General features: G+C 59.5%; 13 protein-coding genes and 2 tRNA genes. 9 read left to right on the top strand and 6 right to left on the bottom strand.

The annotated features are described in order from the left end of the window. Nucleotides 1-2: 2 nt before the first annotated feature. Entirely contained in the window at nt 3-419 is a 417-nt protein-coding gene (locus HMPREF2942_RS03855) for an MmcQ/YjbR family DNA-binding protein (protein WP_070634722.1), read from the bottom strand. 93 nt (nt 420-512) lie between these two features. On the opposite strand from HMPREF2942_RS03855, the gene ettA reads away from it, so the two are divergent. Both ettA and HMPREF2942_RS03845 read left to right on the top strand, forming a co-directional pair. Then, nucleotides 513-2,192 carry an energy-dependent translational throttle protein EttA gene (ettA, locus tag HMPREF2942_RS03850; protein ID WP_005505699.1) on the top strand — a complete coding sequence of 560 codons (1,680 nt, stop codon included), beginning with the start codon at nt 513-515 and terminating at the stop codon, nt 2,190-2,192. Nucleotides 2,193-2,482: 290 nt separating this feature from the next. Beyond that, nucleotides 2,483-3,058: an HdeD family acid-resistance protein gene (locus tag HMPREF2942_RS03845; protein WP_135007788.1), complete on the top strand. Its 576-nt coding sequence runs from the start codon at nt 2,483-2,485 to the stop codon at nt 3,056-3,058. Between the two features lie 134 nt (nt 3,059-3,192). Here HMPREF2942_RS03845 and HMPREF2942_RS03840 read toward each other — a convergent pair whose 3' ends face one another. Beyond that, entirely contained in the window at nt 3,193-4,101 is a 909-nt protein-coding gene (locus tag HMPREF2942_RS03840) for an acyl-CoA thioesterase (RefSeq protein WP_049352423.1), read from the bottom strand. A gap of 219 nt (nt 4,102-4,320) precedes the next feature. Between HMPREF2942_RS03840 and HMPREF2942_RS03835 the strand changes: the two genes are divergently transcribed. Together HMPREF2942_RS03835 and HMPREF2942_RS03830 are read left to right on the top strand one after the other, a co-directional pair. Then, a complete protein-coding gene (locus HMPREF2942_RS03835) occupies nt 4,321-5,178 on the top strand; it encodes a DUF8185 domain-containing protein (protein WP_070688437.1) in 858 nt (285 codons plus the stop codon). A gap of 275 nt (nt 5,179-5,453) precedes the next feature. Beyond that, entirely contained in the window at nt 5,454-6,059 is a 606-nt protein-coding gene (locus tag HMPREF2942_RS03830) for a phosphatase domain-containing protein (protein ID WP_005508133.1), read from the top strand. A gap of 162 nt (nt 6,060-6,221) precedes the next feature. Here HMPREF2942_RS03830 and HMPREF2942_RS03825 read toward each other — a convergent pair whose 3' ends face one another. Continuing rightward, on the bottom strand, nt 6,222-7,379 hold the full coding sequence (locus HMPREF2942_RS03825; protein WP_239669207.1) for an SGNH/GDSL hydrolase family protein: 1,158 nt from the start codon (nt 7,377-7,379) through the stop codon (nt 6,222-6,224). Between the two features lie 273 nt (nt 7,380-7,652). Continuing rightward, the gene (gene pepN / locus HMPREF2942_RS03820; RefSeq protein ID WP_070688435.1) at nt 7,653-10,202 is read right to left on the bottom strand and encodes an aminopeptidase N; all 2,550 of its coding nucleotides are present in this window, start codon (nt 10,200-10,202) and stop codon (nt 7,653-7,655) included. Between the two features lie 373 nt (nt 10,203-10,575). Between pepN and HMPREF2942_RS03815 the strand changes: the two genes are divergently transcribed. Both HMPREF2942_RS03815 and HMPREF2942_RS03810 read left to right on the top strand, forming a co-directional pair. Further along, nucleotides 10,576-11,067: a ribose-5-phosphate isomerase gene (locus HMPREF2942_RS03815; RefSeq protein WP_005505713.1), complete on the top strand. Its 492-nt coding sequence runs from the start codon at nt 10,576-10,578 to the stop codon at nt 11,065-11,067. 103 nt (nt 11,068-11,170) lie between these two features. After that, the gene (locus HMPREF2942_RS03810; protein WP_070599857.1) at nt 11,171-12,055 is read left to right on the top strand and encodes an Fpg/Nei family DNA glycosylase; all 885 of its coding nucleotides are present in this window, start codon (nt 11,171-11,173) and stop codon (nt 12,053-12,055) included. Between the two features lie 106 nt (nt 12,056-12,161). On the opposite strand, the gene HMPREF2942_RS03805 is transcribed toward HMPREF2942_RS03810, so the two are convergent. Further along, nucleotides 12,162-12,407: a hypothetical protein gene (locus tag HMPREF2942_RS03805; RefSeq protein WP_049327799.1), complete on the bottom strand. Its 246-nt coding sequence runs from the start codon at nt 12,405-12,407 to the stop codon at nt 12,162-12,164. 373 nt (nt 12,408-12,780) lie between these two features. Continuing rightward, nucleotides 12,781-12,854: transfer RNA gene (locus tag HMPREF2942_RS03800), tRNA-Gly, on the bottom strand. A gap of 267 nt (nt 12,855-13,121) precedes the next feature. Here HMPREF2942_RS03800 and HMPREF2942_RS03795 point away from each other — a divergent pair. The 3 genes from HMPREF2942_RS03795 (at nt 13,122) to HMPREF2942_RS03785 (ending at nt 15,578) form a co-directional block, all read left to right on the top strand. Further along, nucleotides 13,122-13,196: transfer RNA gene (locus HMPREF2942_RS03795), tRNA-Pro, on the top strand. 107 nt (nt 13,197-13,303) lie between these two features. Beyond that, the gene (gene tig / locus HMPREF2942_RS03790) at nt 13,304-14,605 is read left to right on the top strand and encodes a trigger factor (RefSeq protein ID WP_070688434.1); all 1,302 of its coding nucleotides are present in this window, start codon (nt 13,304-13,306) and stop codon (nt 14,603-14,605) included. A gap of 319 nt (nt 14,606-14,924) precedes the next feature. Then, on the top strand, nt 14,925-15,578 hold the full coding sequence (locus HMPREF2942_RS03785) for an ATP-dependent Clp protease proteolytic subunit (RefSeq protein ID WP_005505718.1): 654 nt from the start codon (nt 14,925-14,927) through the stop codon (nt 15,576-15,578).

Genomic DNA, 15,578 nt, shown 5'->3' with positions numbered 1-15,578 from the left:
ACCTAGTGCTTTTCGGGTACCGGGCGCTCGCGGAACTCGATTGGCCGCTTCGCCTTGGGCAGCGAGTACATGACGCGCAGGTACGCATCCTCGACCAGCTCCTCCAGCACCCGCTCGGTGACACCCTCGCCGGCTCCCACAGAGATCCAGTGCCGCTTATTCATGTGCCATGCCGGAATAATGCTCGGGTAGATGCGCCGCAGCACCTCCGACTCTTCCGGGTCGGTCTTCAGGTTCACAATGGGGTAGCCGATACCCTCCGTGTACATGGCGAACATCTTGCCGCCGATGCGGTACACCGTGTGCTCGGGCCCGAACGGCTGGTCGGAGGTTGCCAGAGGCATGGCGAGCGCGATGCGGTACAGGGTCTGCTCCAGGTCCTCGGGCCGCAGAACTTTGGGGGAGGGGTTTGTGCTCATAGCTTCGAGTCTAGTGCCCCGCACGGTACCCCGCCTAGCACGCAACCTAAAACTCTCGTACCCTCAGCCGAATCCACGCTAAAATAGGTAACTATGGCTGAATTTATTTATCAGATGATCAAGGCCCGCAAGACTGTGGGCGACAAGGTCATCCTTAACGACGTGACGATGTCGTTCTTCCCCGGCGCCAAGATCGGTATGGTTGGCCCGAACGGTGCGGGTAAGTCGACCATCCTGAAGATCATGGCTGGCCTCGACCAGCCCTCCAACGGTGAGGCGCGCCTGACCGCAGGCTACAGTGTGGGCATCCTCATGCAGGAGCCGCCGCTGAATGAAGAGAAGACCGTTCTGGGCAACGTTGAAGAAGGCGTGGGCGAAATCAAGTCCAAGCTGGACCGCTTCAACGAAATCTCCGCCCTCATGGCTGAGCCCGACGCTGACTTCGACGCCCTCATGGAAGAAATGGGTCAGCTGCAGGAAGCTATCGACGCCGCTAACGCATGGGACCTCGACTCCCAGCTGGAGCAGGCGATGGAGGCGCTACGCTGCCCGCCCGCTGACATGCCCGTCACCCACCTCTCCGGTGGTGAGCGCCGCCGCGTGGCACTGTGCAAGCTGCTGCTGCAGAAGCCCGACCTGCTGCTGCTCGACGAGCCCACCAACCACCTGGACGCAGAGTCCGTGCTCTGGCTGGAGCAGCACCTGCAGTCCTACGAGGGTGCCGTCATCGCGATTACCCACGACCGTTACTTCCTCGACCACGTGGCAGAATGGATCGCCGAGGTTGACCGCGGTAACCTGTACCCCTACGAGGGTAACTACTCCACCTACCTGGAGAAGAAGCGCGCCCGCCTCGAAGTTCAGGGCAAGAAGGACGCTAAGCTCGCTAAGCGCCTGAGCGAGGAACTGGACTGGGTCCGCTCCAACGCTAAGGGCCGCCAGGCTAAGTCGAAGGCTCGTCTGGCACGCTACGAGGAGATGGCTGCGGAGGCTGAGAAGACCCGCAAGCTTGACTTCGAAGAGATTCAGATTCCTCCGGGACCCCGCCTGGGTAACGTCGTTATTGAGGCTGAGAACCTGCAGAAGGGCTTCGACGGCCGTTCCCTGATTAACGGTCTGTCCTTCTCCCTGCCCCGTAACGGCATTGTGGGTGTGATTGGTCCGAACGGTGTGGGTAAGTCCACCCTGTTCAAGACCATCGTTGGCCTGGAGCCCCTCGACGGCGGCGAGCTGAAGGTCGGCGAGACCGTGAAGATCTCGTACGTTGACCAGAACCGCGCGAACATCGACCCGGAGAAGAGCCTCTGGGAGGTCGTCTCTGACGGTCTGGACTACATCCAGGTCGGCAACGTTGAAATGCCTTCGCGTGCGTACGTTTCCGCGTTCGGCTTCAAGGGCCCGGACCAGCAGAAGAAGGCGGGTGTGCTCTCCGGTGGTGAGCGCAACCGCCTGAACCTGGCGCTGACCCTCAAGCAGGGTGGTAACCTGCTGCTGCTCGATGAGCCCACTAACGACCTGGACGTTGAGACCCTCGCATCCCTGGAAAATGCGCTGCTGGAATTCCCCGGCTGCGCCGTGGTCGTCTCTCACGACCGTTGGTTCCTGGACCGCGTGGCAACCCATATCCTGGCGTGGGAGGGCACCGACGAGAACCCGGATCAGTGGTACTGGTTCGAGGGTAACTTCGAGTCCTACGAGAAGAACAAGATTGAGCGCCTCGGCCCCGAGGCCGCCAAGCCGCACCGCGTGGTGCACCGCAAGCTGACCCGATAGGGTTTAGTTCGGTAGCGAGCCCCGCCTCCTGCGCTGTTGAAGCGTGGGGATGCGGGGCTTTGCTGTGCCCGCTAGATGCCATATGCGCTGGATGCCGTACGCGCTGTGTGTACTGGATGCTGCGCGCGTTGGCTGCTGTATGTGCTGGCGAGGGGAGGGTCGCGTGTTCGCCGGTAGAAATAGTTCGCTCAGTGGCGACCGATATATCGTGGCGGACTTCATATTTACGGTTTATAATGGGTATGTGCGTAAGTACAACTGACACATGTGATTACGAAGAGAAGAGCATTATGCTTTCAAAATATAACTGGATGTCCTTGGTTACCGGTCTGTTGCTGATTGCAGCGGCAATCTACATGTTCGCCAATCCCGCTATTCCGCTGGTAGTTCTGGGTTATGTGTTCTCCATTTCGGTGTGGCTTGGTGGCGTGTTTGAACTGGTACGTTACTTCGGCACGCCAAAGCAGGCACGTACCGGCTGGGACCTGGTTGACGGCATCTTGACCGTGGTGGCTGGCCTGATTCTGCTGACTGCCTCGGTGGGTGCACAGGCAACCTTCATCCCGACCATTGTGGGTACGTGGATGATTATGTGGGCGCTGATTCGTCTGATGACTGCCCAGGGCGTGAAATACCTGAGCTACGCCGCCGGACGCCACCTGCAGCTCTCTGCTATTGGTACCCTTATTCTGGGCTTGCTCGTGGTGCTGTTCCCGATAATCTACGGCGTGGCGGCAGTATGGATGGCAGCACTGGGTCTTCTGGTGACCGGTCTGGTATTCGTGGGTGACTTCTTTGTTTCCCGCCGCACCAAGAGCACCGTGCACATTTCCCCGGACGGTGTGATTGACGGCGAAGCTAAATAAGAGCTTCCAAACGGCTTCTAGACCGTACACTAGAACATAAGAAAGACCGTGTGAGACAACCACCTCACACGGTCTTTCTGTATGCTCTGCCAGGTTCGCCTGACGCCTTCCGGTAGTCCTAGCGGTGCTCTGCTTTATCGATATTCCGGCAGGCGGAACATCATTTCCTGCGCCACGGTCGCCACCAGCTCACCGGAACGATTGAAAATCGAACCCTGCGCGAGCATCCTGCCGCCCTGCGCGCTCGGGGAATCCAGCACGTACAGCAGCCACTCGTCGGCGCGCGCCGGGCGGTGGAACCACATCGCGTGATCCAGCGAGGCGCTCTTGAGGCCCGGTTCCAGCCAGAACTTGCCGTGACGACGCAGAGCAGGCTCCAGCGGCAGGTAATCCGAAGCGTAGGCGATAGCGGCGCGGTGCTCCGCCTCCGACGCCTCAGAACCATCAGCATGCACCAGGCGGTCAAAGGTCTTGAACCACACGCAGGCACGCGGCTGTGTCGAGGAGGCATCCGGCTGAGTGTACAGGGGCGCATCCACGTGGCGCATATCAATCGGACGTTCCCACGCTACCGCCTGTGCAATGGGGTGGGGGAGCTGGCCCAGATAATCGCTGACCTTCGGAAGGGACTCGGGGTCCGGAACCTCCGGCATGGTGACCGCGGTGTGCTCCGGGCCGCGGCTATCCGCCTGGAAAGACATAATTGCAGAGAACATGGGCGCCTCATCCTGGAACACCTGCACGCGGCGGGTCGAGAAGGAACGGCTATCATTCAGACGCTGAGCGGCAAAGAACAGTTCACGCTCAATATCGCCGGGACGCAGAAAATAGGCGTGAATCGAGTGGATGTACTTGCCCTCCACCGTGCGGTCGGCGGCAATAATCGACTGGGCAAGAACCTGACCACCGAAAGTACGCGGCTGCTCGCGGGTGAGCGTCACGCCGGTAGACACTTCATCACTACCGAAGGAAGCGGGCGCCGCCTCCACGGGGGAGAGGTCCAGCATCCGCATGAGGTTTTGGGTCACAGTGGGCTTGGTCATGGTTTTATTCTCGCACGTTTTCAATGAACCGGTTTCTGGCGTAGAGTGGGAGAGCATACTCTGAGACAACCACGACAGGTTGATTCGGAACATTGACTAGGAACAACGGCCCGGATTATCGATCTGGATGAACAATCCGGAACGTTCCCCTAACACACCATCGCACGATATCACCCACCAACTTGCCACCGAGCAGGCCAACGCCGAAAAGGAGCAGAAATGACTACGCCGTCTGACACCACCCCTGACACCGCACAGGACAACGCTCCCGACCAGAACAGCGCACCGAACGCGGCGGCACCCATTGAACTCAAGTACAACCCCCACGAAGGCGTGGAGGAACCCTTCCTGATTCTGCCCGGCGGCGCGCAGGGTGCCGCAGTGGTGAAGGACCTTGCCACCTACATTTCTCGCGCCCTGGCGGTGAACCCGGACGCCGCTATCCGCCTGACCGCGCGCGGCCACGTGGTGGCGGTATTCGCCTGTTCCCTGGAGCCGGAGGACGCCTCCTCGGACACCCCGGTCATTATGGGTCTGCGTGCCCTGCACCTGCTGGCTGACTCCACCCTGGACATGACCGTACAGGCGCAGGCGCTGCTGGACCGTCTGGCGCGTCTGCAGAAGCAGGCAGAAGAACAGAGCAACGAAGAGAACCCGCAGCTGGTGCTGTTCATGCCGCCGGTGACCGTCAACGCCAGCTGGGCTGGCAAGTCAGCCCCGCTCAGCGGCTGGTACGAGGTTGGTACCGTCCCGGTTGAAGAGTTCCACCGCGCCACCGCAGAAGGCCTGGAGGCGGTAGAACGCGCCCTGCCCGAGAACCCCGGCGCTGCTGTGCTTTCTACGGTGCGCTCGCGTATTTGGTCCTCCGATATGGTGCTGGAGTACCTACCTGAGTTCGATACCGTGCTTGTACCGACCGGCGCGGCATTCGCCCTGCGCGTGTTTGGTTTCATCCCGGAAGGCTTCACGGGCGATCTGCCGCTGTTCGCTGCGCATGTTGGTTCGGAGGAGTGGCTGCGCATTGTGGCGCCCGCCGGTATGGTGCTGGTGCGCCGCGGGTCCGGTTCGCTACTCTAACTTTCCTCGAGACATTTCTAGACTCTTTACGCTGGTGGTGTGGGCTCTTTGCCTGCGCCACCAGCGGTTTTCTATGCTGTATGACATCAATAGGGTAGTTGTAATAATGACATTCGATAGGGCATTACTTTACGAAAATAGGGTATTCTAGAAAGACTACGCCCTTTCACCGGGGCGTCTTTGACACACCGATTACCAGCCACACCGCACGGGAACTCTTCCGCCGCGCCCTCACCAGGCGCATTCTTCCCGTACGGATCGAAAGTGAGACCTATATGGATCTGATTGCAGTCGACATTGACGGTACCCTTGCCAGCAACCGAGATCAGATGGACAAGTACCTGACCGGTTTCTTCGCAAGTAACCGCCGATTCTTCAAGGCCATCCGCAACGCCACGGTCAATGTTGAAATTGCCGACCGTGTTCGCGAAATCGCGGCAGACACCGGCGCAGAGGTCGTAGTAATTACCGGCCGCGATGGCACCTACATGAAGGAATTGAACCAGTTCATCGCCCGCGCAGGTCTGGAACCCAAGCACGTGTTCGCTAAGCCCGGCAACGACGGCTCCAACAGCCCCGCATGGAAGGACTCCGTCATTGAGTCCCTGATTGCTGACGGCAACCGCATTATCCACGCTTTTGAAGACACCGACCACGAGGTGTACCTGCGCCGCGGCATTCCCGTCACCTGGGTCGCCCCGATTCGCGACTACATTGGCGAATGGCACTACGAGTCGATCGACATTGACCCGGTCGCCTGGGCTGCCGAGCAGCGTGAGAAGGAAGCCGCTCGTGAGCGTCAGAAGCGTCGCCTTGCGGAGGGCGTGCTCGCACACCAGAAGGCCGAGGCGAAGGAACGCCAGGCAAACGTCGCGGCATAAAACCCGCACACTAACTTGAGAGCTGCGGTGGGTAACCCACTCAAACGAATGAGGCGCCGGAAGGATTCAATCCTCCCGGCGCCTCATTCTAATGCTATATGCGTTGATCGAAGCTGATGTACTCGGCTGATTAGGCGGTTAGTTTACACAGTGCTGAGCAGTTTACGCAGCGCCGAGCAGTTCACGCAGGCGAGCCGCAAACGGTGCCGCCAGCTTATGGTGCGCCTTCTCCTTCAGATGCACGCCATCAGCCATGTCACCCTCAGCCAGGTAGAGGCTCTGCCAGCCCGAGGTGTCCATGAACAGCACGCCGGTCTCGCGGGCACCCTGCCTTGCCACCTCGTTTGCCACGTGACGCTTATGCGCCACCTGCTTATCCGGTGCAGACGCCTCATCCATAGACACCACACCACCGAACACAATCTTCGACGACGGGTACATACGTCGCAGCTGCTCAATGACCTGAGTCTGGTGAGCGTTCACGTGCTCGCGCGCCTTCGTCTCATCCTCGTGAATGTAAATGTCATTGCCGGAGGCGTCCAGGTAAATCACGCCGGGGTTACCGCTTGGCAGCGCCCAACGGCCACCCATCACACCCTGATAGTAGGAAGGGCACACACCCTCGCGGGCAGTCACAAAACCGATGCCGCCGCAACGGAACAGATACGGGACGAAACCTGCCTGCTTCAGACCCAAACCAACCCAGGAGGTTGCGGTCACCTGCGAGTCACCAATCACCAGGGCATCCTTAGCGCCAAGAACATTGGTGTTACGCGGCAGACCGTTCGCCTTATCCCAGTAGAGTTCAGCCTTCTCAAACTTGGTGTACAGAACGCCCTTCTTGGATCGCCAGCTCACCGGCAGACCCTCCCAACCGGCAAAGTCGCTGTACCCGCGCTGCTTCCACCAGTGCTCGTAGACGCCGGATTCCACCGCAACCGGACCGTACTTGGGGGTGTACATGACCACGCCACCCTTGAACTGCTGAACCAGCATGTCGGCGGCATCAGCGGAGGTGGGGAACGGCGCCTGAATCTCACCGGTTGCCTGCGCGCCCTCCTTGCCGAAGGCGTTCTGCGCGGTGCGTTCCATCTTCTGCGCCGGGGTGGTCGGTTCCGGAGTCGGCTCGGGGGAGGGGGACTCGCTGGGGCTTTCCTGCGCCGACTGGGTAGGCTCGGCGCCCGTAGCAGCGGTAGCGGCGGTGCTACCGGGCGCGGTGAAGCCTCCTGCGGAGTACATGCCAAAGGAACCGGCGGCAACCACAGCAAGGATTGTGCCGGTCAGAGAAACTTTCGCGATAGGAGACTTGATAGAAGGCATGCACAACAGTATACGATAGGCGCAACCCCAAGTAGAGAGCTTTTGAGGGATATTCAAATGAAAATAACAAAAAATATGCACCGCAGTGACAAGAATTAGACTCGGTGTGCAAACCTGTATGCAAACCGGTGTGCAACTTGGGGCACAACTCAAAATAGAACCGGCATACCCCCCCATATAGAAACGTCCCCTCCCACCCCGAATCGGGGTAGAAGGGGACGAATAAAAACTTATGAGAGCAGGTGGCGAACCCGCCTCAGCTCACAAGCATTGTTAGATGTCAGCCGCCTGAACCTTCAGCGCACGAGCCACGCCGTCGCGTGCCTCCGCAATCTGACGGTACAGAGCCGCAGCATCCTCAGGCAGAGAAGCCAGGTACGCCTCGGTACGCTCCAGCAGCTCAGCGGTCGGCTCGCTCGGGTACATGCCACCAATAATCTGCATGGAAATCTCGTGCGAACGCGAACGCCAAATACCCTCAATCTGCTCGAAGTACGGCTCATTGTACTGGGCAATCAGCTCGGGCTTGCCGGACTTGAAACCGGAAATAGCGTAACGCTGAATCATGTTCGACAGCTCGCCGGTCACCATGATCTTGTTCCAGTACTCAGCCTTAGCCTCCGCGGTCGGAATCGACGCGTATGCCTGAGCGGCGTACTGCTGACCGTTCGCGGTATTGTCGTTCTCCAGCTCCGCAGCAATCTGCTCGGCGGAGAAACGGCCACCGGTAGCCAGGCGGCACACCAGGTTCCAACGCAGGTCAGCGTCAATATCCAGGCCCTCAAGGGTCAGCTCACCCTCGAAGAGACGCTGCACGTTGTCGTACTGCTCCTCGGTGCGGGTCTGGTTGATGAACGCCTGCAGCAGCTGCAGCTGAGCATCCGAGTCGGGCTCTGCAACGCATGCCAGCTCCCACAGACGGTCAGCGGCACGGTGGCGGGTCTCCTCGCGAGCCTCAGGAGCCACGAAGGAGTGCAGAGTAGCGGACAGGTTGTTGATCTGGGTGCGCAGAGCGGTGGAGTTGGTCTCCTTACCGATGTTGTTCAGCACCAGGTCAACGTACTTACGCGCCGGCATCTGAGCGTCACGCACGGTATCCCAGAGCGAACCCCAGACCACGCCGCGAGCCACGGACGAATCAATGTCACCCAGGTGCTTGATAGCGGTCTCGATGGAACGCTCGTCCAGGCGAATCTTAGCGTACGCCAGATCCTCATCGTTCAGCAGCAACAGGTCGGGGCGCTTCTTGCCGAGAGCCTCCTCAACCACGGTCAGCTCGCCGTCAATGTCCAGCTCGATGCGGTCGGTGCGGGTCAGCTTACCGTCCACCAGGTTGTAGAAACCAATCACGGCACGGTGCGGGCGCAGGGTCTCGAAGCCCTCAGCGTAGGACTGGCGGATGCCCAGGTTCGAAATGTTGCCCGCCTCATCATTCTCAACCTCAACGGCGAGAGTGTTCACACCAGCGGTCTCAAGCCACTTAGCGCTCCACGCACGCACGTCACGGCCGGAGGTGCGCTCCAGCTCAACCAGCAGGTCGTCCAGAACGGTGTTGCCCCAGCTGTGCTTATCGAAGTACACCTTCAGAGCAGCCATGAAGTTCTCCTGGCCAACCCACGCCACCATCTGACGCAGCACCGAAGCGCCCTTCGCGTACGTAATGCCGTCGAAGTTCACCTGAACATCGGCAAGGTCACGGATCTCAGCCACAATCGGGTGGGTCGAAGACAGCTGATCCTGACGGTATGCCCAGGTCTTCTCCGATGCGGCGAAGGTAGCCCACGCCTCCTTCGCGTAGCGGGTGTTCTCCGCAGCAGCCAGGGTCGACATGAACTCAGCGAAGGACTCGTTCAGCCACAGGTCGTTCCACCACTTCATGGTGACCAGGTCGCCGAACCACATGTGAGCCAGCTCGTGCAGAACGGTGATAGCGCGGCGCTCACGCAGAGCCTCCGCAACCTTGGAACGGAAGACGTAAGTCTCCAGATAGGTCACGCAGCCAGCGTTCTCCATCGCACCGGCGTTGAACTCGGGCACGAACAGCTGATCGTACTTTTCGAACGGGTACGGGGTCTTGAACTGCTCCTCGTAGAACTCGAAGCCCTGACGGGTCAGCTCAAACATGTCCTCAGCATCCACAAACGGCATGAGGGACTTACGAGCGTACACACCCAGCGGAATCACGCGACCCTCAGAGTTAGTCAGCTCGCTGGTGACCTTCTCGTAGGGGCCAGCCACAATCGCGGTAATGTACGAAGACATGCGCGGGGTCGGCTTGAAGAACCAAGTCTTCGCACGGCCGCAACCGCACTCCTTCTCCTCAACCTTCACCTCGGGCTGGTTAGACACAACCACCCAGTGCGAGGGAACGCGCACAATAAACTCGAACTCAGCCTTCAGGTCGGGCTGCTCAAAGACGGGGAACACGCGGCGGGAGTCCGGCACCTCAAACTGGGAGTACAGGTACACTTCGCCGTCGGCGGGGTCCACGAAACGGTGCAGACCCTCACCGGTGTTGGTGTAGAACATCTCTGCGTCAATGACCAGGGTGTTCTCAGTAGCAAGGTTCGGCAGCTGGATGCGCTCGCCGTCCGCCAGGTCGGTGCTCAGCTCTTCGCCGTTGAGGTTAATGGACTTGACCGAGGAGGTGATGGCGTCAATGAAGGTGGAGGCACCTTCCTGAGCGTCGAAGCGAATTTCAACCTTCGAGGAGAAGACGTCTTTGTCCTTCGGCAGGTCGAGTTCAATACGGTACGAGTGCACGCGCTTAATAATGGATGCGCGTTCGGTTGCCTCATTGCGGGTTAGGTTCAGGCCGGGCATACAGCTCCCTCTCCTTAGATGTGAATAGCGTGCCGTGTTGACACGCCCTGTCATGGTGCGCTGGTTCCCGAGGTGCGCGGCTCCTGCGACGCTGCATACGTAGCGCTGGAGGCGTTCAAGCTTGGGCGCGGCGAATCGGGACACCAAAAAGTGCCATACCCCACAGTCTACCGTATAGGTGGGGGTTTAGAAGGTTCCGCATTACCCGAACCCGCGCGAATTCGATACAGTTAAGACAGAAAAAACCCAAACGGGGAAGCGTATCCCACCTGATGGATGCGCGGCGCACTCTAGCAACGGCGCTCAGAACTGAGAACCGGCGCCTCCCACGAACGCACAAACGCACGTCACACCAAATCACCAGGAGAGTACCATGCGCGTACACATCGCAACCGACCACGCTGGCCTCGAACTGAGCCACTACCTGATCGAGTCCCTCACCGCTGCGGGCTACGAAATGATTGACCACGGCCCCGCCGACTACGACCCGCTGGACGACTACCCCTCGTTCTGCATTAACGCAGCCCTTGGCGTGAAGCGTGACCGCGAGGCTGGCCTGGACTCCCTGGGTATTGTGCTGGGCGGTAGCGGCAACGGCGAGCAGATGGCGGCGAACAAGGTTGATGGTATCCGCGCGGCTCTGGCGTGGAACCACGACACCGCGGCACTGGCTCGCGAGCACAACAATGCACAGGTCGTTGCTGTGGGCGGCCGCCAGCACAGCAAGGAAGAAGCACTGGAAATCATCAAGGTCTTCCTGGCTACCCCCTGGACCAACGAGGAGCGTCACGCACGCCGTATCGGTCAGCTGGCTGAGTACGAGCAGACCGGCGACATTGCCGGCAAGCAGATTGACGCTGCCTAAGCTCTAAAATCTGAGGCGCATAGTGCAGGCTATGCGCCTCAGTCGTCTTTGCACCCCATATAATCCGCACTATTTCTAGCCGACAAGTTTTCGAGGAGAACCCGTGCCCGAAGGCCACTCCATCCACCGTATTGCCCGCCAAATCAGTGACGTCTTCACCGGCGAGCGCGTGCAGGTTTCCTCCCCGCAGGGCCGCTACGCCGAGGGTGCCGCCCTGCTGGATGGGCACACCATCACCGGGGCGTACGCGCACGGTAAGCACCTGTTCGTGACCTTCGAGAACGACCTGACCCTGAACGTGCACCTGGGTATTTACGGTAACTGGAGCTTCGGTGGGGATGAGACGTTCACGGGTGCTTCGAGCATTGGCGCGCCCCGCAAGATCGGCGAAAAAGAATACGCGGCGGGGGAGGGGGAACCCTACGCCGGTCCTCCCGAACGGAAGAGTACGGTGCGTTGCCGTATTGTTTCGGAGCACGGCTGGGCGGACCTGGTGGGCCCGACTATCTGCCGCACCCTCACTCCGGAGGAGGTGCGCACCGTCCGCTCCAAGCTCGGCCCCGACCCGCTCAACCCGGATGCCGACCCCGAACAGTTCTACCGCGCCGCACGTAAGAGCTCCCGCCCGATTGGCGTGATTCTGATGGACCAGGCGGCAATCTCCGGCGTGGGCAATATCTTCCGCGCCGAATCGCTGTACCGCCAGGAAATTGACCCGCTACGCCCCGGCAAGAGCCTCAGCGACGAGGAACTGGAGCGACTCTGGGAGGACAATAAGCACCTGCTGGTCATCGGCGTGCGCGTGGGGCGCATCATCACCACCGAGCCCGAAGACCGCCCCGGCGTGCCCGAAACCGAAGCGTGGCCCGACCACGCGAACTACGTGTACATGCACCACGGCGAGCCCTGCCGCCGCTGCGGAACGACCATCCGCATGGAGGAAATCGCCGGCCGCAAACTCTACTGGTGCCCCGGCTGCCAGGTCTAGTGATATTCGGCTCTAACTCACGGCTGTGGATACGAGAAAAGCGAGGAGTCCTCGATAGTAAATTGGGGCTCCTCGCTTAGCTCTACTGCTCTGATTTTGTGAGGGCTTATGAAGTGAAGATGAATTTCTCGCCCTTAGAGAGGCGCTGAGCCCACTCCTTCAGCTGTGCATTATCAACATTTCCACCCTGTTGCTTCACAAACTTCTGCAGTTCCGGCAGAATCAACTCCACCGGTTTGCCCTTCATAGTTGAGGCGATGCGGTCAAACTCATGCTGATATTTCTGAGTCGTTGCAGCAATCTGTTGCTGTACAAGCTTTTCCAAAGCTTTTTCATTAATCTTCAAGGTCACTGGATTTTCCTATCTAAAATAGAATATCTTCGAATAAGTGTACCATATTTTACGGTATATAATCCGCATTGATGCAAATATTCGTATTTGTCTCCGATTATTCTACTGGAGTGAAGTTTTTTGGGGTGAGGTAAGTGTGGTGGGGGGCCTGTATTGTTGGGTATGACGGGGGCGTGCGGATTCCGAGCGCGCGAGGAAACAAATCCGCATGTGGAAGCGGTTCTCACGATTCGTTCAGGATAGTTCTCGAGGGGGTGACGGGCTGGAGGGCGAAAATCCCGAGCGCGCGAGGGAATGTATTTTCGCCCGGAAGCGATTCCCGGAATCCCCGGAATGCAAAAAGGCCCCGACGCTTGCGTCGGAGCCTTTTTCATGGAGGGGATGACGGGAATCGAACCCGCGTAATCAGTTTGGAAGACTGAGGCTTTACCATTAAGCTACATCCCCGGAATGGAACTTGACCATAGTAGCGAGGTTCCATCTGTGCTGTCAAACTCTTTGGCGTGTTGGCACGGTTTTGTGTGCTGGCTTTGCCTGTTCTTGTGGGCGCTCGCCTCCTCTTTTTGTGCCGGTCTGCCCATCCTTATTAGGGGAGTACGCGCTCAGTGGAAATAAACCGCGCACGAGCCGCTGTGTTGGGCATTTAGCGGGAAAACAGGTAAACTAGGGCACTGACTGTGTTAAACACGCAAGTGTGCAACACGGTCGGTTTCACGGGGCGTGGCGTAGCTTGGCTAACGCGCCTGCTTTGGGAGCAGGAGATCGCAGGTTCGAATCCTGTCGCCCCGACGTGAAACGGTTGCCGCGACGCTACAAGGTCGTGGCGCTCTTTCCACTAAGCAACCGCGGCACACACGATTCGTGCCGCACCGAAACTATATGAGGAGATCACGGACGTGAAGACCGCCGTCGAGAAGCTCAACCCGACCCTCGCAAAGATTGAGGTCGAGGTTCCCTTCGCAGAATTCAAGCCCTACCTGGACCGCACCTACAAGAACCTCTCGGGTCAGATCAGCGTTCCCGGCTTCCGCAAGGGTAAGCTGCCCAAGCAGCTCATCGAGCAGCGTGCGGGCTTCGACTACATCGTCGAGGCATCCCTGAACGACGCTCTGAACGACTACTACGCACAGGCACTGGGCGAGAACGAACTCTCCCCCCTGGCACAGCCCGAGCTGGATGTTCAGTCCCAGCCCTCCACCGAGAACCGTGAGGCAGACGTCAAGCTGACCATCACCGTCACCGTCCGCCCCGAAATCGAGCTGCCCAACTACGAGGGCCTCGAGGTTGAGGTTGACGAGGTAGAGGTCACCGCTGAGGACGAGGTTCAGGCACTGGACGCTCTGCGTGAGCGCTTCGGCACCCTGAAGACCGTTGAGCGCCCCGCAGCTGACAAGGACTTCGTGACCATCGACATCGCAGCTGAGATCGACGGCGAGCAGGTTGACGCAGCAAACGACCTGTCCTACCAGATTGGTTCCGGCACCATGCTCGACGGCATCGACGAGGCTCTGACCGGCCTGTCCGCTGGCGAGGACGCGACCTTCGAGACCAAGCTCTCCGGCGGCGAGCACGCAGGCGAGCAGGCAACCATCAAGGTCAAGCTCTCCGCAGTCAAGGAGCGCGAGCTGCCCGAAGCTGACGACGAGTTCGCACAGCTGGCTTCCGAGTTCGACACCATCGACGAGCTGAAGGAAGACATCAAGAAGCAGGTTGCAGAAGCTAAGGTTGCCGAGCAGGGCACCCAGGCACGCGACAAGGTCCTCGCAAAGCTCGTTGAGCTCGTTGAGATCCCCGTCCCCGAGAAGGTTATCGAGGATCAGCTCGAGCAGCACTTCAACAACCCCAACGCTGAAGCAGGCCACGACACCGAGGAGCACCGCGCCGAGGTTCGCGAGAACACCGAGACCGCATTCAAGAACGAGATGGTTCTCGACGCTGTTGCGGACAAGGAAGAAGTGACCGTTGACCAGGCTGAGATGATTAACTACATCATCACCATGAGCTCCCAGTACGGCATGGACCCCAACCAGTTCGCACAGATGCTGGACGGCTCCGGCCAGGCTGGCGCACTGGTCGGCGAGGTTCGCCGCTCCAAGGCTCTGGCAGCAGTGCTGAAGACCGCAGTGGTCAAGGACACCAAGGGCAACGTTGTTGATCTGTCCAAGTACCTGGGCGAGGGCGAAGAGGCAGCTGCCTAAATCCCTGCCACGGTCTGCAAGAAGCCACCCCGCTAGAGGGCGTGAGCTGATTGCTTGAAACGTGTAGCCTCAGCGGGCATCCACCGAATTACCGGTTGGGTGCCCGCTGAGGCTCTTTTTACCCCAAACTATTCCGTTCTCAAGTTATTCCGTACCGAGGTTATCGCCTCGGCTTCACCCCCTGGCGAACGAACAACCCGAAGGGAAGCGGGGGAGAGCAACTATCGGTAAGGTAGTAGCAACGAAACTTTTCGCGTGCGCTCCGGCGCGTAAATCGCGCAAAGATGCAGCGAAGACCCATTAGAGAAGAAGAGGAAGAATGTCCAGCTACATGCCTCTGCCCATCGGCGCCTCCCAGGCAGCCGGCGTGGCGCCCGCGCCGTCTATGGCAACCCCCATCGTTGGTGCCCAGGAAGATTACGTCTACAACAGCCTCCTGAAGGAGCGCATTATCTGGCTCGGCTCCGAGGTGCGCGACTCCAACGCTAACCTCATCTGCTCCCAGATGCTGTTGCTCTCGGCTGAAGACCCCGAGGCAGACATCTACCTGTACATCAACTCGCCCGGCGGCTCCGTGACCGCTGGTATGGCAATCTACGACACCATGCAGCTCATCCCGAACGACGTGGTGACCGTGGTGACCGGTATGGCAGCATCCATGGGTCAGTTCCTGCTCACCGCAGGCACCATCGGCAAGCGCTACGCAACCCCGAACGCCCGCATCCTCATGCACCAGCCCCTCGGTGGTATTGGCGGTACCGCATCTGATATCCGCACCCAGGCTGAGCTGATTCTGGACATGAAGAAGCGCCTGGCAGAGATTACCGCTGAGCGCACCGGCAAGAGCCTGGAAACCATCCTGAAGGATAACGACCGCGACAACTGGTTCAACGCGGAAGAGGGCCTGGAGTACGGCTTCTTCGACCACATTGCGACCACCGCCGGTAAGCTGCCCGAATCGAAGAACGCATAA

It is taken from the genome of Rothia sp. HMSC071C12, from assembly GCF_001813895.1.
In the GTDB taxonomy this organism is placed as follows: domain Bacteria; phylum Actinomycetota; class Actinomycetes; order Actinomycetales; family Micrococcaceae; genus Rothia; species Rothia mucilaginosa.
This window is presented reverse-complemented; position numbering and strand designations above follow the sequence as displayed.